General features: G+C 71.6%; 19 protein-coding genes. 9 read left to right on the top strand and 10 right to left on the bottom strand.

All coding sequences use genetic code 11. The annotated features are described in order from the left end of the window. Positions 1-64: 64 nt before the first annotated feature. Positions 65-451 carry a PPOX class F420-dependent oxidoreductase gene (locus AB0N81_RS09205; RefSeq protein ID WP_365357035.1) on the bottom strand — a complete coding sequence of 129 codons (387 nt, stop codon included), beginning with the start codon at positions 449-451 and terminating at the stop codon, positions 65-67. 55 nt (positions 452-506) lie between these two features. Between AB0N81_RS09205 and AB0N81_RS09210 the strand changes: the two genes are divergently transcribed. Continuing rightward, positions 507-1,127: a CGNR zinc finger domain-containing protein gene (locus tag AB0N81_RS09210; RefSeq protein ID WP_365357037.1), complete on the top strand. Its 621-nt coding sequence runs from the start codon at positions 507-509 to the stop codon at positions 1,125-1,127. Between the two features lie 53 nt (positions 1,128-1,180). Here AB0N81_RS09210 and AB0N81_RS09215 read toward each other — a convergent pair whose 3' ends face one another. From AB0N81_RS09215 to AB0N81_RS09225, 3 genes are read right to left on the bottom strand one after another with little or no spacing between them, the layout of a single operon-like run. After that, the gene (locus tag AB0N81_RS09215) at positions 1,181-1,864 is read right to left on the bottom strand and encodes a M15 family metallopeptidase (RefSeq protein WP_365357038.1); all 684 of its coding nucleotides are present in this window, start codon (positions 1,862-1,864) and stop codon (positions 1,181-1,183) included. Further along, positions 1,861-2,190, bottom strand: a complete 330-nt coding sequence (locus tag AB0N81_RS09220) for a DUF952 domain-containing protein (protein WP_365357040.1) — start codon at positions 2,188-2,190, stop codon at positions 1,861-1,863. The genes AB0N81_RS09215 and AB0N81_RS09220 overlap by 4 nt, the downstream gene beginning before the upstream one ends. Before the next feature lie 49 nt (positions 2,191-2,239). Then, positions 2,240-3,103 carry an ABC transporter substrate-binding protein gene (locus tag AB0N81_RS09225; RefSeq protein WP_365357042.1) on the bottom strand — a complete coding sequence of 288 codons (864 nt, stop codon included), beginning with the start codon at positions 3,101-3,103 and terminating at the stop codon, positions 2,240-2,242. 261 nt (positions 3,104-3,364) lie between these two features. Here AB0N81_RS09225 and AB0N81_RS09230 point away from each other — a divergent pair, with 261 nt between their 5' ends. The 3 genes from AB0N81_RS09230 to AB0N81_RS09240 all read left to right on the top strand — a co-directional run bounded on the left by AB0N81_RS09230 (position 3,365) and on the right by AB0N81_RS09240 (position 6,143). After that, positions 3,365-4,048 carry an NAD(P)H-dependent oxidoreductase gene (locus AB0N81_RS09230; protein WP_365357044.1) on the top strand — a complete coding sequence of 228 codons (684 nt, stop codon included), beginning with the start codon at positions 3,365-3,367 and terminating at the stop codon, positions 4,046-4,048. 45 nt (positions 4,049-4,093) lie between these two features. Continuing rightward, positions 4,094-5,077: a zinc-binding dehydrogenase gene (locus tag AB0N81_RS09235; protein WP_365357046.1), complete on the top strand. Its 984-nt coding sequence runs from the start codon at positions 4,094-4,096 to the stop codon at positions 5,075-5,077. Between the two features lie 145 nt (positions 5,078-5,222). Then, positions 5,223-6,143, top strand: a complete 921-nt coding sequence (locus AB0N81_RS09240; protein WP_365357048.1) for an NADP-dependent oxidoreductase — start codon at positions 5,223-5,225, stop codon at positions 6,141-6,143. Here the strand turns inward: AB0N81_RS09240 and AB0N81_RS09245 are convergent. Together AB0N81_RS09245 and AB0N81_RS09250 are read right to left on the bottom strand one after the other, a co-directional pair. Next, positions 6,107-6,520 (bottom strand): phosphotransferase, encoded by a 414-nt coding sequence (locus tag AB0N81_RS09245; RefSeq protein WP_365357049.1) that lies wholly within the window; start codon positions 6,518-6,520, stop codon positions 6,107-6,109. The genes AB0N81_RS09240 and AB0N81_RS09245 overlap by 37 nt on opposite strands. Before the next feature lie 34 nt (positions 6,521-6,554). Continuing rightward, the gene (locus AB0N81_RS09250; protein ID WP_365357051.1) at positions 6,555-7,724 is read right to left on the bottom strand and encodes a serine hydrolase domain-containing protein; all 1,170 of its coding nucleotides are present in this window, start codon (positions 7,722-7,724) and stop codon (positions 6,555-6,557) included. A 237-nt stretch (positions 7,725-7,961) separates the two neighbouring features. Here AB0N81_RS09250 and AB0N81_RS09255 point away from each other — a divergent pair, with 237 nt between their 5' ends. Next, positions 7,962-8,168: a hypothetical protein gene (locus tag AB0N81_RS09255; RefSeq protein ID WP_365357053.1), complete on the top strand. Its 207-nt coding sequence runs from the start codon at positions 7,962-7,964 to the stop codon at positions 8,166-8,168. A 51-nt stretch (positions 8,169-8,219) separates the two neighbouring features. On the opposite strand, the gene AB0N81_RS09260 is transcribed toward AB0N81_RS09255, so the two are convergent. The 3 genes from AB0N81_RS09260 to AB0N81_RS09270 form a co-directional block, all read right to left on the bottom strand. Next, on the bottom strand, positions 8,220-9,071 hold the full coding sequence (locus AB0N81_RS09260; RefSeq protein ID WP_365357054.1) for an alpha/beta fold hydrolase: 852 nt from the start codon (positions 9,069-9,071) through the stop codon (positions 8,220-8,222). A 167-nt stretch (positions 9,072-9,238) separates the two neighbouring features. Next, positions 9,239-10,051, bottom strand: coding sequence for a maleylpyruvate isomerase family mycothiol-dependent enzyme (locus AB0N81_RS09265; RefSeq protein WP_365357055.1), 813 nt, complete (start codon positions 10,049-10,051; stop codon positions 9,239-9,241). 236 nt (positions 10,052-10,287) lie between these two features. Then, entirely contained in the window at positions 10,288-12,099 is a 1,812-nt protein-coding gene (locus AB0N81_RS09270) for an ABC transporter ATP-binding protein (RefSeq protein ID WP_365357490.1), read from the bottom strand. Between the two features lie 307 nt (positions 12,100-12,406). Between AB0N81_RS09270 and AB0N81_RS09275 the strand changes: the two genes are divergently transcribed. Next, positions 12,407-14,815, top strand: a complete 2,409-nt coding sequence (locus tag AB0N81_RS09275) for a hypothetical protein (protein ID WP_365357057.1) — start codon at positions 12,407-12,409, stop codon at positions 14,813-14,815. A 419-nt stretch (positions 14,816-15,234) separates the two neighbouring features. Here the strand turns inward: AB0N81_RS09275 and AB0N81_RS09280 are convergent, their stop codons facing one another. Beyond that, complete coding sequence (locus AB0N81_RS09280; RefSeq protein WP_365357058.1) at positions 15,235-16,563, bottom strand: ROK family protein; 1,329 nt, start codon at positions 16,561-16,563, stop codon at positions 15,235-15,237. A gap of 173 nt (positions 16,564-16,736) precedes the next feature. Between AB0N81_RS09280 and AB0N81_RS09285 the strand changes: the two genes are divergently transcribed. The 3 genes from AB0N81_RS09285 to AB0N81_RS09295 are packed head-to-tail and all read left to right on the top strand — an operon-like array spanning position 16,737 to position 19,951. Further along, positions 16,737-18,059 (top strand): sugar ABC transporter substrate-binding protein, encoded by a 1,323-nt coding sequence (locus tag AB0N81_RS09285; RefSeq protein ID WP_365357060.1) that lies wholly within the window; start codon positions 16,737-16,739, stop codon positions 18,057-18,059. Positions 18,060-18,069: 10 nt separating this feature from the next. Continuing rightward, a complete protein-coding gene (locus tag AB0N81_RS09290) occupies positions 18,070-19,065 on the top strand; it encodes a sugar ABC transporter permease (protein ID WP_365357062.1) in 996 nt (331 codons plus the stop codon). A gap of 46 nt (positions 19,066-19,111) precedes the next feature. After that, positions 19,112-19,951, top strand: a complete 840-nt coding sequence (locus tag AB0N81_RS09295) for a carbohydrate ABC transporter permease (RefSeq protein WP_365357491.1) — start codon at positions 19,112-19,114, stop codon at positions 19,949-19,951. The last annotated feature ends 6 nt before the right edge of the window (positions 19,952-19,957 follow it).

Here is a 19,957-nt window from a genome sequence, read left to right on the forward strand (position 1 = left end):
CGCATGGGGCTGCGGCACGCCCGCGACATGGTCGTCGCCTTCCGTGCCGAGACGGCACCCGCCGTCAGCTCGTGAGCGTGATGCGGATGCCGACCGTGCCCTTCAGGCCCCGCCGCATCCTGCTGCCGAGCAGCGTGAGGAAGCCGGTCACCCCGTACTTGTGCAGGATGCGGGTGCGGTAGCCGGCGGTGACGTCCGGCGGGCAGATCTCGGCGGTGGCGGGCACCTGCTCGCCCGTCGGGTTGCCCCGCCGGTCGCACGGGCCGACCATGACGTCCGCGCGCCTGCGGATCCGCTTCACCTTCCACGAATCGCCGGGCGTCCAGATCCCGAGGGCGTCGCCGTCACCGACGACCCACACCGGAGTGGGCACCGGCGTGCCGTCCTTGCGATAGCTGCTGACGAGCAGGTACTTTCCGGCGCTGAGTCGCGTCAGCGGGGTTTCGGCCATACCGGAAGTCTAGGCTCCGCGAGACCCCCCTGCGGTAACCCCATATTCTGGTTACATGGCACAGTCGACGCCGTCCCCCTCCGCCCGGTCCTCCGGCATCGTGATGCGTTCCCGCAGCGGGTCCACCTACCGTTTCGACCCCGGCGCGCTCTGTCTCGAACTGCTCACCACCGGAGGCCCTGGCGAGTTCCGGCACTACGAGAGGCTGCACGCGCCCGGCGATCTGGCCGCCTGGGCCGAGCGGTCGCGGCTGACGCCGACGCCGGCCCTCGAGGTGTCCGACAGCGAGGTGGCGGCCGCCCGGCGGCTGCGCGACGCGCTGTTCCGCGTGACGACCGCCCGGGCCCTGGACGAGTCGCCCGACCCCGCCGACATCGCCACGGTCAACGAAGCGGCCGCCCACCCTCCACTGGCCCCCGCCATCGGGCCGGACGGCGGGCCCCGCTGGGCCGGGGCCGCCGACGGCACCCGGCTGCTCGCCACCGTCGCGCGCGACGCCGTGGACCTTCTGACCGGCCCGTTCGCCCACCGCATACGGATGTGCTCGGCCGAGAACTGTGCCCTGATCTACGTCGACACCTCACGCCCCGGCCGACGCCGCTGGTGCTCGATGGAACACTGCGGCAACCGCAACAAGGTACGGACGCTGCGCGCACGCCGCTCCGAAAACCACTGACATCCGGGAGGGTGTGGGTCAAGCCAGGCCCGGGAAGCCGCCGGACTCCTCGGCTAGCGCACGGACGGCCCGTACAACGCGGACGGGGCACCGGAGGCCAGCGCCCAGTAGCGGTCGCCGTACGACCAATGCCACCACTCCGTGGGGTAGTTGACGAGCCCCGCGCCGGTGAGGGCGGCACCGAGGACGGTGCGGTGGGCGCGTGCTTCGGCGCTGATGTTGTCCGCGTCGGTGTAGCAGGCGCCCTCGCTCTCCTCCGGGTCGGCGTTCATGCGGGTGCCCAGGTCGAGCTCGCGCCCCTCGGCGTCGGCGAGTGTCACGTCCACGGCCGCGCCGGCGCTGTGCGGGGCGATGTCGGGCGGGGAGACGTAGCGGCTGGTCGCCGCGTGTATCTCGGCGGCCGGCCACTGCGGGTGGAGGGCGCGCAACTGCTCGGCGTACTCCTCGAAGTAGTGGCGTTGCAGCGACGGCGGCCGATAGCCCTCCACGAACAGCAGCCGCAGCCCCCGTGGAAGCAGTTCGTCGGCTCGGAGGAGGCGCCGCAGGACGCCTTTACGCAGCAGCGCGAACGCGGCCTCCGGCCCCGCCTGTTCCCGTACGTCCACCAGCAGGGCACCGCCTTCTCGTACGTCGACGAGCCGCTCCCCGCAGTCGCGCACGGGGACGGCGGCGACCCGCGGGTCCGACATCAGGACGATCTCGCCGGCCGTCCCCGCGGCGGCGGTCGGGGCGCTCATGCCGGGGGCCACGGGGACACCTCGGCCACCGCGTCCACGGGCAACGGACCGTAGATGTGGGGGAATTCGACACCACCGGGCTTCGGCGCCTCGAAGCGCACCGGAACGGCGAGGCGTTCGCTGTCGACGGCGAGGACCACCAGTTCGTCGGGGCCCTCGTAACCGCCGTAGAGGAACTCGGCCACGCCCCGCAGCTGCTCCGGCAGCGAGCAGTGGATGAACCCCACCTCGCTCAGTGTCTTCCCGCGGGTCGACATCTCGTACGTCCCGGTTTTCCGGGCGGCGTCCCACAGGGCGCGCTCGGTGATGTGCAGCAGTCGTGTCATGGATCAACGGTACGCGGGACCTCGCGACGGCCTCGCGACGGAGTCGGAGTCAGGGCCCGGCGGCCTCCAGGGCTTCGGCGACCGTGTTGTGGAAGCGGGCGTGTTCCCGTGCGCTGGGCGGGAGTTCGGGGTTCCACGGCAGGGTGGCGACGTCCGGGCCCAGTGCGTCGCCGAGCGCCGCCGCGTTGCCGCGTACGTCGGTGAGGAGGAGATCCGGCTCCAGGGCGGCCGCTTCGGCCCAGGTCGTCGTGGACCAGTTGGCGCCCTGCCCCGGCGCCGGGTCCACGAGGCCGACACCGAATCCGGCGAGCGCGGCGAGGTCGGGCCAGGCGTGGGGCCGCGCCAGGTGGACGGAGTCGGGGCCCGCCGGGGAGAGGGCGAGCACCCGGGACCGCACGGGGCCGACGGTCGCGGCGGACAACCGGCGCTCTGCGGCCGCGAGTTCGGCCTCCGCGTCAGGTTGCGGGGCGGCGCCAAGGCTGCGGGCGAGGGCGGTGAGGCGGCCCCTTATACCGGCGAGGCTGCGGCCGCCGCCCACATCGAGCACGACGAGCGGGACCTGCTCCTCCAGGTGCTTGGCGGCCTCCGGGTCGATGCCGTAGACCTGACCGCCGCCGTAGGTGAGTGCCACGACCAGGTCGGGCCCGGAGGCAAGAAGGGCGTCCAGGTCGAGTGCGGAGCCCGCGCCGAAGTAGGGGAGGCCCGCCAGGGGGAGGCTGCCCGCCTTGGCCGGGTCGGGCAGGGCCGGGTCGTCGTGTGCGGAGCCGAAGACACCGGCGGGCCGTATGCCGTGGTCGTGCAGCGCCGCGCCGGTCGGCAGGTAGACGACCGGGCGGGAGGGGCGGCTCGCGGCCCTCACCAGGTGATCCCGGTCGTCGGTGAACTCCCAGTCCCGCTCCGTGCCTTGTGCCATGATGTCCGACTCCTCCTGCCGTCCCGCGCCGTGGCCCGTTCCTGCCGTGGCCGTCCCGGTGCTACCTGCCCGGGCGTGCCCCGGAGTACACGGAACCGGCCATCGGGCGGAGCCGTCCACCGACCCGGGTCGCATGATCTCCGCCGGTCGACCTAGTCCCTGCGCACGTACCGATCCCGGTCGTGCGACAGATGCGGGGGCGGGGCCCCTGTTCGTAGTTTCGTCGGTGTCGGAACACGCACCGGACCCGGAGGAACAGACATGAGCGAGATCCAGCGCACCACGGTGGGCGAGCGAGTCGAAGTGGCCTCCGACACCGGCACCGGCACCGGTCCCAGCTCCGACACCGGCACCGGCTCCGGCTCCGGCTCCGGGGCGGACGAGCGCCTGAGGCTGGCCGTCGTCGTTGCGAGCACCCGGGAGGGCCGTTTCGCGCCCACCGTCGCCGCCTGGTTCACCGGGCAGGCCGCGCACCGCCTCGACCTGGACATCGACGTGATCGATCTGGCCGGGGCGAACCTCCCCGACGCGCTGTCCGGGCGCCCAGGACCCGAGGTCGCCGCGATGACCGGGCGCATCGACGCGGCCGACGCGTTCGTCATCATCACGCCCGAGTACAACCACAGTTTCCCGGCGCCGCTGAAGACGGCGATCGACTGGCACTACGAGGAGTGGCGCGCCAAACCAGTGGGATTCGTCAGCTACGGCGGCCTGTCGGGCGGGCTGCGTGCCGTCGAGCATCTGCGGCAGGTCTTCGCGGAGCTGCACGCGGTGACAGTGCGCGACACCGTCAGCTTCCACGGCGCGGCGAGCTGCTTCGACGACTCCGGCGCGCCGGTCGACCCGACGGGCCCGGAGGCCGCCGCCAAGACGATGCTCGACCAGCTCACCTGGTGGGGCCGCACGCTGCGCGACGGCAAGACGGCCCGCCCCTACGCCGCCTGACGCACCCGACCCCTATCACCCTTTCTCGTACAGGAGTTGACCACCATGCATGCCGTACGTCTGCACGCCTTCGGACCCGCCGAGAACCTCACCTACGAGGAAGTCCCCGATCCGGTGCCGGGGCCGGGTCAGGTACGGATCGCCGTCGGGGCCGCCGGAGTCCATCTGCTCGACACGGCACTGCGGGAGGGTGAGGCCGACCAACTTCCCTTCGCCTTGCCGAATTTGCCGCTCACCGTGGGCCGCGAGGTCGCGGGGGTGGTCGACGCGGTCGGTGCGGGCGTCGAGGAGTCCTGGCTGGGAAGACGCGTCGCCGCGCATCTGGGGTTCGCCAACGCGGGATACGCGGAGTTCGCCGTGCGAGAGGCCGATGCGCTGCACCCGCTGCCTGACGGTGTCGCCTTCGACACCGCCGTGGCGATGGTGGGCACCGGGCGGACCGCCCTGGCGATCCTGCATCTGGCCGAACTCACCGCGGACGACGTGGTGCTGGTGACGGCCGCGGCGGGCGGCGTCGGGACACTCCTCGTGCAGGCCGCCAGGAACACCGGCGCGACGGTGGTGGGCGCGGCGGGCGGCGCGGAGAAGGTCGAGCGGGTCCGGGCACTCGGCGCCGATGTCGCCGTGGACTACGACGATCCGGAGTGGCCCGAGGCGGTCCGCGCCGCCCTGGGCGGCCGTGAGGTCACGGTGGCGCTCGACGGGGTGGGCGGCAGGGCGGGTCGCGCAGCGCTCGAACTGATCGGGTTCGGCGGGAGGTTGCTGCTCTTCGGCTGGTCGGCGGGGAAGATCACCGAACTGTCCGGCCAGGATCTGTACGACCGGCTGCTCGAGGTCACGGTCGCGCTCGGCCCGCGCCTGCTGAAGGTGCCCGGTGGGCTGCGGGGCGCGCAGGACCGGGCCATCGAGGAGGCCGCTGCCGGACGGCTGGTCCCGGCGGTGACGCGTTTCCCGCTGCGGGAGGCAGCGGCGGCACACAGGGCGCTGCAGAACCGCGGAACGATCGGCAAGGTCGTCCTGATTCCCTGACCCCCTCAGTCCCTGACCCCCTCAGTCCCTGAGCCCCTCAGCCCCTCAGCTCCTGAGCCCCTGAGCGCCTGAGCCCTTCAGTCCCTATGCCGAAGAACCACGCACTCATTTACCGCAAACCTAATAAACCTAATGGGGAGTTGCCATGAAGATGATCGCCGCCGCACTGACAGCCTACGGCCCGCCGGAGGTACTGCGGTCGACGGAGCTCGACGTCCCGGAGCCGGGCCCCGGCGAGGTACGGGTCCGGGTGAGGGCCGCCGGGGTGCAGCCGTTCGATCTGGGGGTGCGGGAGGGCTGGGCGCCGCCGGGGGTCGAGCCGGGGTTCCCGGTCGTCCCTGGCAACGAGTTCGCGGGCGTCGTGGACCGGCTCGGCGAGGGCGTCGGCGACTTCGTGTCCGGCGACGAGGTGCTCGGGTACTCCGTGCTCGGCGGGTACGCGCAGTACGCGGTGGTGCCCGCGGAACAGCTGGTGCACAAGCCGGCCTCGATGCCCTGGACGGTCGCGGGCGGCTTCTCCGGCAACGGCCAGGGCGCCCATCTGGCCCTCTCCCAGCTGCGTGTGCGCCCCGGGGACACCGTCCTGATCGGCGCGGCGGCCGGTGCGCTCGGCACGTTCTCCGTGCAGCTGGCGCGGGCCTGGGGTGCCACGACCGTCATCGGCACGGCCAGTGAACCCAACCACGATTACCTGCGGGCGCTCGGCGCGATTCCGGTGACGTACGGGGAGGGGCTCGTCGACCGGCTCCGTGCCGTCGCTCCCGACGGGGTGGACGCGGCGCTCGACGCGGCAGGGCCGGAAGGGCTGAGGGCCGCCGTGGCCGTGACCAAGGACCGCGACCGCGTCGTCACCATGGTCGCCATGGAGGAGGCGGCGCGGCTCGGACTCCCCGACTGGGGCGGCACCCGGTCGGCTGCCCGGCTGGCCGAACTCACCGCACTGTACGAGAAGGGCGCGGTGGAGGTACATCTGCGCGCGACGTTTCCGCTGGAGCGGGCGGCGGACGCGCACCGCCTCGTCGCCACGCGTCATGGCCGCGGCAAAGTGGTCCTCACGGTGGACTGACCTCCCCGGCCGGCCGTGACGGGCCTCAGCTGAAGTGGTCGTGGTCCTCCAGGACCGTCTCGATGACGCGGCGGTTGATGCAGGAACTCGGCGACCGAGACGGCGAATCGGGGCATGTCGTCGATGCGGCCGCGCAGTGCGGTCTCGCCGTCCAGCCAGCCGCGCACGGACCACGGATGGGGGTAGCCCTCCCCCGGCACTCTCTTGGCCAGTACCGGGGGAACGGCGACGGGCAGCGACGGCGCGTGACGCGGCAGCCAGTCGTTCTCCTTGTCCACGGCGGGTACGTATCCGGCGGCTGTGGGAAGCCGGACCGTCTTGTCGTCGCCCAGACGGTAGCTCCGGTTGTCCCAGCCGTCGACCTCCACCGGTGTCACGGGCAGGCCGCTCCACTGCGGGAACTGCTCAGGGCTACTTCTCGCACAAGGCGTCGTCGAGGAGCTGCTCGGTGCGGTGGTCGCGGTCCTCCGTGACCAGATTGGTCGAGCGCATCACGATGACGCCCTTCTTGCCCTTGTCGACGAAGCCGTTGGCGTTCAGGTGGCCGAGGGTGGTCCCGCCGTGGCCCCAGTAACCGCCTCCGCAGCTGAGCTGGGTCCACAGAATGCCGAGCCCCGCCTTCTCCACCGTTTTGTCCTCGCCCTCCCGGGGAGCCGGCACCGTCTTGAGCATCTGCGCCATCTGTCGCGGCGCGAGCAGCTTGCCGCCGAGGAGGCTCTGCCAGAAGCGTGCGAGGTCGTTCGAGGTGGTGATGAGGTCGCCTGCCGAGGAACCCCAGGTCATGCTCAGCTCGGTACTGTCGACCAGCGGCCCCTTGGGCTTGAACTGCTGGTAGGCCTTGGCATGCGGCTGAGGAAGGCCGGTGCGCGTGCCCGCGGAGAACGTGTGCTTGAGGCCGAGGGGTTTGATGATCCGGGCACGCACCTCGTCGCTCCAGTGCCGGCCCGTCGCCTTCTCGATGATCATCCCGGCCAGAATGTAGCCGGTGTTGGAGTAGCTCCAGCCCTTGCCCGGCTCGAAGAGGGGCCGGTTCCGCAGGGCCAGGTCCACCAGTTCGCGCGGCTCGTAGCGGTCGAAGCGGTGCTTCTGGAACTCCTTCTCGTCGGTGATGGGCAGGCTCTCGTCGTAGTCGGGCAGCCCGCTGGTGTGCTGCAGCAGCTGCCGCACGGTGATCCGGCTGCCGTCGTTCCCGTTCCTCTCGACGACGCCGGGCAGCCACCGGTCGACGGTGTCGTCGAGCCGTATTCGGCCTTCGCCCACCAGCTGCAGCACGACGGTCGACACGAAGGTCTTGGTGTTGCTGCCCATCCGGAAGTAACCCTGTCGCGGCACGGGCCGGTCGGTGCCGAGTTCGGCGGTGCCGCTGCGCGCGGAGCGTCGCTTGTCCCCGTCCACCAGGGTCCCCTCGGCGCCCACCACTCCGTCCTTGCGGACGATGTCGTCAAGGTCCCGCTGCAGCTCCGCCCGACCGTAGCCGGAGGTTGCTGAGTCGGACCGGGCCCACGCGGTGGAGATCGGCATCGCCAGCGTCGCCGTGACGGCGATCGCCGTCACGGCACCCAGGGTTCGCAGCTTCGTCATGGTGGATACCTCACATCGCTGAAAGACGTACGGCGCCCGACAACTCCCATACAGCTGGTCGGAGTTGCGGTGTCGCCGGGCGACCGGGCAGTGCGCCCGTCCCAAGATCATTGACCCATGGGAGAGCACCGTCAGACCATGGAGGAGCCCCCCTGAAGGGGGTACGGACAACCCCACCCCGCCCCACCGCAAGGCCACGAACTTGTCACCGGCGACATGTCAGGTGAGGGGCCGTGGGTGCTGCGTGTGGCCGAGGGCGCGGAGAAGCGCCTGCGCATTACGTGGAACAAGGGGCAGTACGCGGGGACCCTGACGCTCTTCGGCCCCGAGTTCGGCACCGGCAAGGAGCTCTCCGCGCAGCATCACACACACGAGACCATCAGCGTCACCGGGCCCGGACATCTTTTGTTGAACGCCCAGCACTGGAGCCTCACCACGGACTGACGGCGCGCGCCCGAGAGCCGGGCGCCCGACGCCAGGGGCACCGCACCCGTGTCACACGAGCGCCGCGAGTTCCCCCAGGACCCGGGCCGCCGGCGCGGGGTCCAGCAGCCACTTCAGGTGGCTGCTTCCGAGAGTGCGGACGTCGTACGGATTGTCCGGCGTGAGCGCGTCGCCCTCGCGGATCAACCGGTCCTGGAGGGCGAGCGGCAGGCTCGCGTCGTCGGTCAGACGTACGTACGTCTTCGGGACGCGGCCCCAGGTCGCCGCCTGCGCCCGGTCGGCCGACGTGCCGACGTCCAGGTTCTCGTCGGGCTGGAAGGTGTTGAGGAAGGTCAGGAACTCCTCGTCCGTGCCGTCGGCGACGAAGGCCGACTTGAACGCCGCCAGGGCATCGGGGTCGGAGGTGCGGAAGTTGACGCGCAGCAGGCCGAGTTCGGCCGGGTTTCCGGCCAGCGCCAGGGCCAGCGAAGCGGCGTCGACCGTGGCCATCTCCGGTTCGGCGTAGTAGTCGTTGACATCCAGTTCGACCGGGCACCAGGCGGAGACGTAGACGAGGCGGTCCATCAGGTCGGGCCGCGCGTTGGCCGCGGCGGTCGCGGTGACGCCGCCGCGGCTGTGCGAGACGACAATGACCGGCCCGTTCCGCTTGGCGCGTTCCAGGACTCCGATCAGATGCGCGACGTTGTCGGCGAGCGTGACGCCCTTGATCGAGCCGGGCGCGGTGCCGAGCGCTTCGAGGTCCTGCGGCGCCTGATAGGCGCGTGTGTAGGTCGCCTTGAACCCGTGACCCGGCAGGTCGACGGCGACCGAACGGTGTCCGAGGAGGCCGAGTTCGGCCTGGAGCGGCGCGAAGGAGAAAGAGTTCGCGAAGGCTCCGTGCACCAGCACGAAGGTCGGTTGCATCCGTCTGCCCACTTTCTGGTCCCCGCGGTGTCGGCGGGCGGTATGTCTCTTCGTCGGGGGCGGGCCGCCGTCTGCCCCGATGACGTATCGCCCCCTCTTTTCGCAGGTCACCCTACTCAGCGAAGATCAACCGCACTACGGGTACGAATCCTTCCGCTTACCTCACCTCACCTGCGGAGCCAGTGGCCCGCGCCCAGCACCCAGCTGTTGAACAGGGCTTCGTCACCGAGCACTTCGATGCCGTCGGCCTGAGTCGGCGTGCGGCGTCGGTAGAGGAGGAGCAGGAGGTCCGTGAGCGGGCCCCGTACGGCTGTCGTCGCCTTCTTGTGGGCGTGGCTCCAGGTGATCGGCGCCCCGGTCAGATCGATCAGCCACTCCCCCGTCCCCTCGGGGGCGTCCGTCGCGTGGAAGTGAAGCGTGCGGTCCGGTCCCAGCAGCGCGTGCAGCTCCGCCTCCGACGCGTACGCCTGGGGCAGGGTGCTGAACTCCATCCACTCGTCGAGGCCGTCGAGCGCGACGTCCGCGTCGAGGGTGTACGTTCCGCCGACCGCCGCGGTCGCGTCAAAGCGGTGGACGACCGTCTCGTACGTCATACGGCGGGCCCAGAACAGCGGCGTGCCGCCCGGGGCCACGGTCCACACCGCGACCTCCGGCCCCGCCTCGCGCAGCGTCTCCGCGAAGCGGTCGGCTCCCTCGGCGAGCCAGGCGGACAGCGCGGGGATGTCGTCGTCCGCCTCGGGCGTGACGTGGTTGACCTGCTCGTCCGGGACGGGCCCGGTGGCTCGGGTCCGCACGACCGTCTCGGCCCAGCGGTGCGTGCCGCCCACGTGACGCAGCAGGTGGGCGAGGGTCCATCCGGGGCAGCCCGGCACGGGCACGGTGGCGTCGGCGCCGGTGATGGTCGAGGCCAGCTGGGCCGTCTGATCGACGATTCGGTCGGCGTAGCGGTCGTGGACCGCGCGGGGGCTCGGACGCGTCATGTCGTCACGGTAGACCACATGCTGCAAGGTACTGGGCACGAACCAGGGGCTGTTGAGGACGACCGGGAATGCGGGGCCGCGGCGCGGGGCCGTAGGAGGGGGTGACGGCTGCGGAGGAGACAGCTCCGGAGAGGGCCGGCCCGAAGACCCCAAAGACCCCGAAGACCCCGAAGACATCGGCTCCGGGGACGACGGCTCCGCAGATGACGGCTTCGGAGGGATCTCCGCGTCGTCCGTCATGCCGATGTCGCCAGGAACTGCGTCGCCGCCAGTTCTCCGTACAGCGGGTCCGCCGCCACCAGTTGGGAGTGCGTGCCCACCGCTCGTACCTTCCCCGCGTCCATCACCACGATCCGGTCGGCCAGCGTCACCGTCGACAAGCGGTGCGCCACGACCAGGACCGTGACCTCGCGGGACACCTCGGCCACCACGTCCCGCAGCGCGAGTTCGTTGACCGCGTCGAGCTGCGAGGTCGCCTCGTCGAGGAGCAGCAGCCGGGGCTTCCTGAGCAGGGCCCTGGCGATCGCCACCCGCTGTCGCTCGCCGCCGGACAGCTTGGAGCCGCGGTGGCCGACCACAGTGTCCAGGCCCTCGGGCAACCGCTCGACCACACCGTCGAGCCGCGCACGCACGAGAACCTCCCGGACCTCCGAGTCCGTTGCGTCCGGCGCGGCGAAGAGGAGGTTCTCGCGCAGGGTGCCCGCGAGTACGGGGGCGTCCTGCTCCACGTACCCGATGGCGGCCCGCAGTTCGGCGAGCGGCCACTCCCGTACGTCCTCGCCGTCGACCAGGACCCGGCCGCCCGTCGTTTCGTAGAACCGCTCGATCAGGCCGAACACGGTCGTCTTGCCCGCGCCCGACGGCCCGACGAACGCCGTCATGCCCGGGCCGGGCACGTCGAAGCTGACGCCGTGGTGGACGTACGGGAGGTCGTCGCGGTAGCGGAAGGTCACGTCGTCGAAGACCACCGACGCCGCGCCGCCCGAGGCGGGGCCAGGCACGTGCCGCTCCGCGTCCCCGTCCCGCACCCTCCCCGTCTTCGCCAACCGATCCGCATGGTCGGCTCTCTCCATCTCCCCCGCCCGATCCGTCTCCTCCGTCTCCAGACGTTCCGCCTGCACGATCCGTGCGATGGCCGCCGACCCCACCTGGTACTGCGACGCGGCCTCGACCAGGCGGGACACCGGGTCGATCAAGTAGAAGAGGAAGAGCAGGAACGCCACCAGCGTCGAGACGGATATCGCGCCCGACGCGACCCGCGCCCCGCCGATCCCGAGCACCGCCAGGAATGACACCTGCACGGCGAGACCGACCGAACTCCACGCCACCGACTGCCACTTCGCCGCGCGCACCCCGTGCCGCCACGCGTCCTGCGCGGCCGCCTCCACCGCGGCCGACTCGCGCTGCTCGGCGCCGGAGGCCTTGAGCGTCCGGAAGGCGCCGAACGCCCGCTCCAGAGCGGTCGAGATCGTGCCCACCGCCTCCTGGGCACGCTGCGTCGCCCGCGCGATCTTCGGCATGACCAGCGCCACCGCGCCGCTGATCAGCACGATCACGCCGAGCGTGACGCCGAGCAGCACCGGGTCCATCAGACCCATCATCACGATCGTCGCGATGAACGTGAGCCCGCCGGACGCCGCGGACACCACGGACTGCGTCGTCACGGCCCGCAGCAGCGTCGTGTCCGAGGTGACGCGCGACATCAGGTCGCCCGGCTGGGTGCGCTCCACCTCCGCGAGGCGCAGCCGCAGCAGCCGCCCGATCAGGGTGCGCCGGGCCGCGAGGACCACCGACTCAGCGGTGCGCTCGAGGACGTACGCGCCGACGGACTCGATCGCGGTGCCGAGCACCACCAGCGCGGTGAGGAGCAGCAGGACACCGGCGATGGAGTCGTCACCGCCGAGCCGGTCGACCAGGGACTTGGCCGCCAGCGGCTGCGCGAGCCCGGTCGCCGAGCCGATCAGCGTCAGGAAGGCGCCGAGGGCGACGGCGCCGCGGTGCGGGCGGAAGTGGCGGTAAAGGGCGCGCCAGGTCTCCTTCGCGGGCAGCCGTTCGGGCTTCTCGGCGTCCTTGGTCCCGGTGGGCGTGGGTCGTGGGGTGGGGGCTGCGTCGGTCACGTACGGCAGGACGCAGCACGTAGTGATCCACCTGACAGCCGCGCCGTACCGCGTACGAAGCCCGTCAGCGTGCCGCATCCGTACAGGGATGCGATGAGTCGCTGTCCCGCGTGATTCGCCCGGCACCTCACTACCCCGGACGCCGCAGGGGAGTTAGCCGATCAGCCGAGTTCGGTGCAGTGACGATTCTGCACGGGGACGGTGGCACGGGGCGGGCGGTGAGGCTCGCGGTGGTGAGATGCGCGAGCGGGAGTGGATCGGTGTGCGAGTAAGGGGTCATGGAGAGGCTGCCGGGCGGCCTGAGCGGTCCGGCCGGAAGGCCGGGGACCTGGCCGGGCGGGCCGAGGAGCTGGTCGGGCGGGCCGAGGAGCTGGTCGGGCGAGCCGAAGAGTTGGTCGGCCGGGCCAAGGAACTGGAGGCGCTCCGCGGGATGCTCACCCGGGGCAGGCTGGTCACCGTGGTGGGCGGCGCGGGGATCGGCAAGAGCCTACTGGCCGAGCACGCGGCCGCCGCGGTGGGCTGTTCCGTGGCGGATGGCGTGGTGCGGGTGCGCTGGTGGGACGGTACTCCTCCGCGGCGGCGGTCGGTCGCACAGGCGCTGGCCGACGCGATGGACGACGGGATGGAAGGGGAGGGCCTCACGGCACGTGCGGGGGCGTCCGTCGGGGTCGCGGAGCTCGCGGCGCGGCTGCGGTCGTGCCGGATGCTGGTGGTGCTCGACGACTTCGACCCGGTGCGGGGCGAGTGCGTGCGGCTCGTACGGGCGCTCCTCGACGTGGCTCCAGAGGTGCGGTTCCTGGCCACCGGTCGCCACCCGCTGGGCCTCGGCGAGGAAGCCGTGCTGCGGGTGGGGCCACTGGGAGTGACGGGACGCGGGGGGCCGTCCGACGCCACCGGGCCCGCGCAAGGCGGCAGCACACACGGTTCTGCAAACGGCTGCACGGACGACGCCACTGACGGCTCCACGTGCCGCTCCCATGGCAGCTCAACGGCCCCGAACGACTCCACGAACCGCTCCACAACCCGCTCCACGAACCATTCCCAAGGCAGCTCAACGGACAGCGCCAGAAGCGACCGTCCGACCACAGCCCCCGCCGACCCCGCCACCTCCGCAGCCCCCGTCACCGCCGTCACCCCCGTCACCACCAACCCAGCCACCACCCCCGTCTCCCCCTCCGACACCCCCACAGAGCCCGCCCTCGCACCCGCCGTGGCGCTGTTCCTGGAACGGCTGGGCGCCGCCCGGCGTCGCGCTGAAGGCGGCCCGCCGCGCAGCCGTCACACCTCAACCCGCGAGGACCGGGCCGACGAACTGCGTCTCGCCCACGACATCTGTCGGCGCCTCGAAGGCGTGCCGTTGGCCGTCGAGTTGGCGGCGGCCCAGGGGGCGCGGTATCCGTTGGCGCAGCTCGCCCGGATGCTGGAGTCCACGCAGGGCTGGCTCGGCGTGGCGGGCGCTCCCCTGCGCAGGCACCGGTCACTGCGGGCCGCGGTGGGCGCGGGGTACGCGCTGTGCGGGACGGCGGAGCGGACGGTATGGGCCCGTGCCAGCGTGTTCGCCGGAAGCTTCGACGAGGACGCGGCCGCCTATGTGTGTTCGGGCGGGGAACTCGAAGCCCAGGACGTACCGGCCGCGCTGGCCCGCCTGGTCCTCGCCTCGGTCCTGGAACCGGTGCGCGATCCCGGCGGCGTCCTGACCCCGCGGTACCGGATGTCCGCCGCGGCCCGCGGGTTCGGCGCCGAGCGGCTGCAGTCCGCCGGGGAGGCGGCCGCGGCCGTCGGTCGCCACCTCCACTGGTACGGCCATGTCGCCTCCACCGCCCACCACTTGTGGAGCACAGGGTCGCACCAACGGGCCGTCTCGCTCGTCCGGGACGAGGAGGCCGATCTGCGCGCCGCGCTCGGCAGGGAGCCGAGCGACACCGGGCAGGTGTCGACGATCCTCGCGCTGGCCGTGGACCTGTGGTTCTGGTGGGCGGTCTGCGGTCACGCCGAAGAGGGGCGCGTCCTGCTGCGCCGTCTGCTGCCGCTCGCCCGGTCCGATACCCGGGCGTGCGGGCAGGTGCTGTGGCTGAGCGGCTGGCTCGCCGAGCGCACCGACTCCCCTGAGGCGGTCGAACTGCTCGGCCAGGCCTGGCGGGTGGCCGTGCTCGCGGGGGACGACGCCACCGTGGGGCAGGTCTCGCACGTCCTGGGCGCGCTCGCCCTGAAGGACGGCAGGACTGAGCGGGCCATCGCCCATCTTCGGGACGCCGCCGGCACAATCCCCATGCACGCGGAGCACGGCGTGCCCGCCGCCGTCAGCTGGGCGCTGCTCGCCGTGGCGCAGGCGCGGGTCAGACCCGCCGACGCTTGGCGCAGCGTCCGTCGTGCCTCGGCGGGTCCGCAGCCGCGGCACGATCTGTGGGCGCGTTCCATGACGCAGTACGCGCAGGCCTTCGTCGACCACTCGCGCGGGCGCCGCAGCCGGGCCTGGCGCCGGGCTCAAAAGGCTCTCGCGGGAGCTGTCGGAGTCGTCGGGGCCGCCGGGGCCCCGGCCGTCGCCGCGATGGCGGGGCCGCCCGGCACGGCGCTCATCCATCAGCTCATCGCGGACATCGAGGCGGGTTCACCGCCCGTCCGGGGCCGGGAGCCATCGGACCGGTAGCGGACCGTACGCCCGGCCGGCGGCCGACCCCCACCGCCACCTCGTACGGCAGCCACGTCCCGTTTCTCCGGCAGCCAGGCCAGGACGGATACAGCCAGGCCAGGACGGATTCCGAGTCGCCGAGTTCGGGGACGTCCACGTGGCCGAGTCCGGGGCGGGGGCAGAGGTCGCGGGCGGCCGCCGGGAGGAAGGTGACCGCCTGCCGCTGCAACACGGCCAGCACCATGGCTTCGGTGTCGCGCACACGGGTCCGTAGCGGACCGCGGTCCCGTCCGGGCGGGGGCTGACCGTGAGGTGGTCCCACCACGTGCAGGGCACCTCGCGAGGCACGTCGACCACCGTGCGGTCCGCGAGTAGCCGCGCCGGAGCCGGCCTCGGCCGGCGACCGGCGGCTCAACCCGTCCTCGTGCCCGGCGGCCTCACCGCACGCCCCGCCCCTCCAGCACCGCCTGCCAGTCCGGTGCCGCGGGCATCGCGGCCTCCGTCCGGGACGGAGTCGTGCGGCGCCGGCCGCCGCGGGCGAAGAAGTCGGCGAGGGGCAGTGTCGCCGCGCCCACGGTGACGGCATCCGGGCCGAGCTGTCCCAGCTCGACCGTGGCGCGGGCCGCGGGGTGGCGCAGCGCGTACGCCTCGGTGTACTCGCGGACGGCGGCCAGCAGACGCGGACCCAGTTGCAGGCCCGCCCAGCCGCCGACGAGGACACGTTCGGGGCCGAAGAGGTTCACGAGGTCCGAGATGCCCGCGCCGAGGTACTCGGCGGTCTCGTCGAGCACCCGTACCGCGACGGGGTCGGGCGCCGTGCCGTCCTGCGGCCACGCGGCGGCCAGCAGAGCGCTCACCCCGGTCTCCTCGTCGGCGTCCGCCGGCAGCGTCCCGCCTTCCTCCTGCCAGCGCGCCAGGAGCGCCTCGGCTCCCGCGTACGCCTCCAGGCAGCCGCGCGCCCCGCAGCGGCAGCGGCGGCCGCGGACGCTCACGGTCAGATGCCCCCACTCGGCGGGGCCGCCGCGCGCGCCGCCGTGGATGACGCCGCCGGTGACGACGCACGCACCCACTCCCGAGCCGATCAGCACGATCGCCGCGTCGCGCGCCCCGCGGCCGCCGCCGAACCACATCTCGGCCTGACCGAGGGCCCGCGCGCCGTTGTCGACGAAGTAGGCGGTGTCGGCGGGGAGTTCGATCGCCTCGCGCAGCAGGGCCTCCAGCGGGACGGCGTCCCAGCCGATGGTCTGGCCGTGCACCACCGTGTTGCCGGCGTCGTCGAGGTCGACGATGCCGGGCACGCCCACGCCGACGCCGATCAGGGGGCCGTGCGGCGTGCCGGGCCCGATGCCCGCCTCCGTCACGACCTGCGCGACGCCTTCCCCGATGTGGCGGACGACCGTCTCCACGTCGTGCCCCGAGTCCGTCAACAGCCGTTCGGTGCGGGCCAGTTCGGTCAGGGCCAGGTCGAAGGCCTCCACGCGGACGCGGGTCTCCCCGACGTCCACGCCGATGAGGCTGCCGCTCGACGGAGCGACGCGCAGCAGCGTACGGGGGCGGCCGCCGTCGGACTCGACGCTACCCGCCTCCTCCAAGAGGCCGTCGGCGGTGAGTTCGGCGACGACGTTGCTGATGGAACCCGAACTGAGTCCGGTCGCGGGACCCAGCGCCTGCCGGCTCTTCGGCCCGCCGAAATACAACCGTTGCAATACCGCTGCACGGTTGCCCACGCGCAGGTCGCGCACCGTTCGACTGCTCCGCTCGGCCATGTGGCTCCTCTCCGATCGGCAACATACCGGTGCGCGACCCCTTGACGCGACTTTCTCTCAGGTTTTAACTCACGTCCTAAATTAAGTCGTGAACCCGTTCAGACCTTGAACTCGGCGGCTCCTGACGCCTGTTCTCATCTCCGATCATCACCCACGAAAGGGGCGTATCCGTCATGCGCAGAATCCGAGCCGTGACAGCCCTCGCCACCGTGACCGCTCTCGCCGGTGCCACCCTCACGGCCTGTGGCGGCGGCACGAGCACCGGCGGCGAAGGCAGCAACGCCTCGCCCAAGACGCTCACGTACTGGGCGTCCAACCAGGGACCGAGCATCGCGGCGGACAAGAAGATCCTCACGCCCGAGCTGAAGAAGTTCGAGAAGCGGACGGGGATCAAGGTGAAGCTGGAGGTGATCCCCTGGTCCGACCTGCTCAACCGGATCCTCGCGGCGACCACCTCCGGCCAGGGCCCCGACGTCCTCAACATCGGCAACACCTGGTCTTCCTCGCTCCAGGCCACCGGCGCCCTGCTGCCCTGGGACGCGAAGAACTTCGAGGCGATCGGCGGCAGGGACCGCTTCGTCGAGGCCGCGCTCGGCTCCACCGGCACCGCGGGCAAGGACCCGGCGGCGGTGCCGCTGTACTCACTGTCGTACGCGCTCTACTACAACAAGGCGATGTTCGAGGAAGCCGGGATCAGCAAGCCCCCGGCCACCTGGGACCAGCTGGTCGCCGACGGCAAGAAGCTCTCCAAGGACGGCAAGTGGGCGCTGGGCGCGGAGGGTTCCAACCTGGTGAACAACATCCACCAGGCCTTCGCCCTCGGCAAACAGCACGGCTCCGACTTCTTCGACGCGCAGGGCGAGCCGACGTTCACCTCGCACGGTGCCGTGGCCGCCGTGAAGCAGTACGTCGACTTCATGGCCAAGGACAAGATCATCGCGCCGGGCAATGCCGAGTACGCGCAGAACCAGTCGCTGCGGGACTTCGCCCAGGGCAAGACGGCGATGGTGCTGTGGCAGGCCGCGGCGAGCACGTTCGAGGCGCAGGGCATGAAGCCCGACGAGTGGGGGGTCGCCCCCGTGCCCGTGGCGTCCGGGAAGCCCGGCGGAGACCGGCAGGTCAACTCGATGGTCGCGGGCATCAACCTCGCCGTCTTCAAGAACACCGACAACCTCGACGGCGCGCGCACGTTCGTGAAGTTCATGACGAGCGACGCCGAACAGGCCCATCTCAACAAGGCGTACGGGTCGATTCCGCCGGTCACCGCGGCACAGAAGGACGCCGCCTTCGACCGGGCCGACACGGCCGTCCTGCGCGACACGCTCCGCAAGAGCGCCGCGCCGCTGCCGCAGGTGCCCAACGAGTCCCAGTTCGAGACGTCGGTGGGCACGGCCATCAAGAAGCTGTTCGCCGACGCGGCGGCGGGCAGGCCGGTCACCACGGACTCCGTGCGGACCGAACTGTCCAAGGCCCAGCAGCAGATGCCGAAGAGCTGAGAGCCGTTCCATGACCACCCTCACCACACCGCCCACCCCGAAGGAGCGGGCCGCGCCGCCCCCGGGCGGCCGCAAGCCGCGCCTGCGGCTGCCCGAGCGCCTGCGCCGCGTCTCGCTCCCCTACCTCCTGCTGCTCCCCGCGCTGCTCCTCGAACTCGTCGTCCACCTCATACCGATGGGCGTCGGCATCGTGATGAGCTTCAAGGAGCTCACGCAGTTCTTCATCCGCGACTGGGGCGCAGCGCCCTGGGCGGGCCTGGACAACTACAAGCTGTCGGTGGACTTCGACGCCCCGGTCGGCGAGGCGCTGCTGCACTCGTTCTTCGTCACCGTCGTGTTCACCGTGCTGTCCGTGGGCCTGTGCTGGCTGATCGGCACGGCGGCGGCGGTCTTCATGCAGGAGCACTTCCGCGGCCGCGGTCTGCTGCGGGCCGTCTTCCTGATCCCGTACGCCCTGCCGGTCTACGCGGCGGTCATCACCTGGTCGTTCATGTTCCAGCGCGACACCGGGCTGATCAACCACGTGCTGCACGACCAGTTGGGCCTCACCGACAGCCGGCCGTTCTGGCTGATCGGCGACAACAGCTTCATCGCCCTGCTGACCGTGTCGGTGTGGAAGGGCTGGCCGTTCGCCTTCCTCATCGTCATGGCGGGGCTGCAGAACATCCCCAAGGAGCAGTACGAGGCGGCGGCGATCGACGGGGCCGGCGTGTGGCAGCAGATGCGGCGCATCACGCTGCCCTCGCTGCGGCCGGTCAACCAGGTCCTCGTCCTGGTGCTCTTCCTGTGGACGTTCAACGACTTCAACACGCCGTACGTCCTGTTCGGCAAGTCCGCGCCCGAGGCCGCGGACCTCATCTCCATCCACATCTACCAGTCGTCGTTCGTCACCTGGAACTTCGGCACGGGCTCCGCCATGTCGGTCCTGCTGCTGCTCTTCCTGCTCCTGGTGACCGCCGGCTATCTGCTGGTGACCTCGCGGGGAAGGAAGACCGCCGATGTCTAGCCGCTCGCCGATGTCCAGCCGCCCGCCGATGGCAGTCCGCTCACCGATGGCCGCGCCACGTTCGTTCCTGTGGTCGCGGCGGATCTTCCTGACCCTGCTCACCGGCTTCGTGCTGCTTCCCGTGTACGTGATGGTGAGCAGCTCCCTCAAACCGCTGCAGGACGTGTCCGGTGCTTTCCGCTGGCTGCCCAGCGGGTTCACCGTGCGGCCGTACATCGACATCTGGACGACGGTGCCGCTGGCCGACTACTTCATGAACTCGCTGATCGTGGCGGGCGCGGCGACGGTGTGCTCGGTGGTCATCGCGGTGTTCGCCGCGTACGCGGTCAGCCGCTACCGCTTCCGCGGCAGGCGCGTGTTCACCGTGACCGTCCTCTCCACGCAGATGTTCCCCGGCATCCTCTTCCTGCTGCCGCTCTTCCTCATCTACGTCAACGTCGGCAACGCCACCGGCATCGCGCTGTTCGGCTCACGGGCCGGGCTCATCCTCACCTACCTCACCTTCTCGCTGCCCTTCTCCATCTGGATGCTGATCGGCTATTTCGACTCGGTGCCGCGCGAACTGGACGAGGCGGCGCTGGTCGACGGCTGCGGGCCGCTGCGCGCGCTGTTCCGTGTCGTGGTGCCCGCGGCGATCCCCGGCATCGTCGCGGTCGCCGTCTACGCCTTCATGACCGCCTGGGGAGAAGTGCTCTTCGCCTCGGTCATGACCAACGACGCCACACGCACGCTCGCCGTGGGGCTGCAGGGCTACGCGACCCAGAACGACGTGTACTGGAACCAGGTCATGGCCGCCTCGCTCGTCGTGAGCATCCCCGTCGTCGCCGGATTCCTGCTCCTGCAGCGCTACCTCGTCGCCGGACTCACCGCAGGAGCCGTCAAGTGACCCTCA

Origin of the sequence: Streptomyces sp. NPDC093510, assembly GCF_040683555.1 — a bacterium.
Classification (GTDB): domain Bacteria; phylum Actinomycetota; class Actinomycetes; order Streptomycetales; family Streptomycetaceae; genus Streptomyces.

Excerpts from the sequence above, each read along its gene's own strand:
- AB0N81_RS09205 (WP_365357035.1), bottom strand. The coding sequence starts at position 451 with ATGGCCGAAACCCCGCTGACGCGACTCAGCGCCGGAAAGTACCTGCTC.
- AB0N81_RS09210 (WP_365357037.1), top strand. The coding sequence starts at position 507 with ATGGCACAGTCGACGCCGTCCCCCTCCGCCCGGTCCTCCGGCATCGTG.
- AB0N81_RS09215 (WP_365357038.1), bottom strand. The coding sequence starts at position 1,864 with ATGAGCGCCCCGACCGCCGCCGCGGGGACGGCCGGCGAGATCGTCCTG.
- AB0N81_RS09220 (WP_365357040.1), bottom strand. The coding sequence starts at position 2,190 with ATGACACGACTGCTGCACATCACCGAGCGCGCCCTGTGGGACGCCGCC.
- AB0N81_RS09225 (WP_365357042.1), bottom strand. The coding sequence starts at position 3,103 with ATGGCACAAGGCACGGAGCGGGACTGGGAGTTCACCGACGACCGGGAT.
- AB0N81_RS09230 (WP_365357044.1), top strand. The coding sequence starts at position 3,365 with ATGAGCGAGATCCAGCGCACCACGGTGGGCGAGCGAGTCGAAGTGGCC.
- AB0N81_RS09235 (WP_365357046.1), top strand. The coding sequence starts at position 4,094 with ATGCATGCCGTACGTCTGCACGCCTTCGGACCCGCCGAGAACCTCACC.
- AB0N81_RS09240 (WP_365357048.1), top strand. The coding sequence starts at position 5,223 with ATGAAGATGATCGCCGCCGCACTGACAGCCTACGGCCCGCCGGAGGTA.
- AB0N81_RS09250 (WP_365357051.1), bottom strand. The coding sequence starts at position 7,724 with ATGACGAAGCTGCGAACCCTGGGTGCCGTGACGGCGATCGCCGTCACG.
- AB0N81_RS09260 (WP_365357054.1), bottom strand. The coding sequence starts at position 9,071 with ATGCAACCGACCTTCGTGCTGGTGCACGGAGCCTTCGCGAACTCTTTC.
- AB0N81_RS09265 (WP_365357055.1), bottom strand. The coding sequence starts at position 10,051 with ATGACGCGTCCGAGCCCCCGCGCGGTCCACGACCGCTACGCCGACCGA.
- AB0N81_RS09275 (WP_365357057.1), top strand. The coding sequence starts at position 12,407 with ATGCGCGAGCGGGAGTGGATCGGTGTGCGAGTAAGGGGTCATGGAGAG.
- AB0N81_RS09280 (WP_365357058.1), bottom strand. The coding sequence starts at position 16,563 with ATGGCCGAGCGGAGCAGTCGAACGGTGCGCGACCTGCGCGTGGGCAAC.
- AB0N81_RS09285 (WP_365357060.1), top strand. The coding sequence starts at position 16,737 with ATGCGCAGAATCCGAGCCGTGACAGCCCTCGCCACCGTGACCGCTCTC.
- AB0N81_RS09290 (WP_365357062.1), top strand. The coding sequence starts at position 18,070 with ATGACCACCCTCACCACACCGCCCACCCCGAAGGAGCGGGCCGCGCCG.
- AB0N81_RS09295 (WP_365357491.1), top strand. The coding sequence starts at position 19,112 with ATGGCCGCGCCACGTTCGTTCCTGTGGTCGCGGCGGATCTTCCTGACC.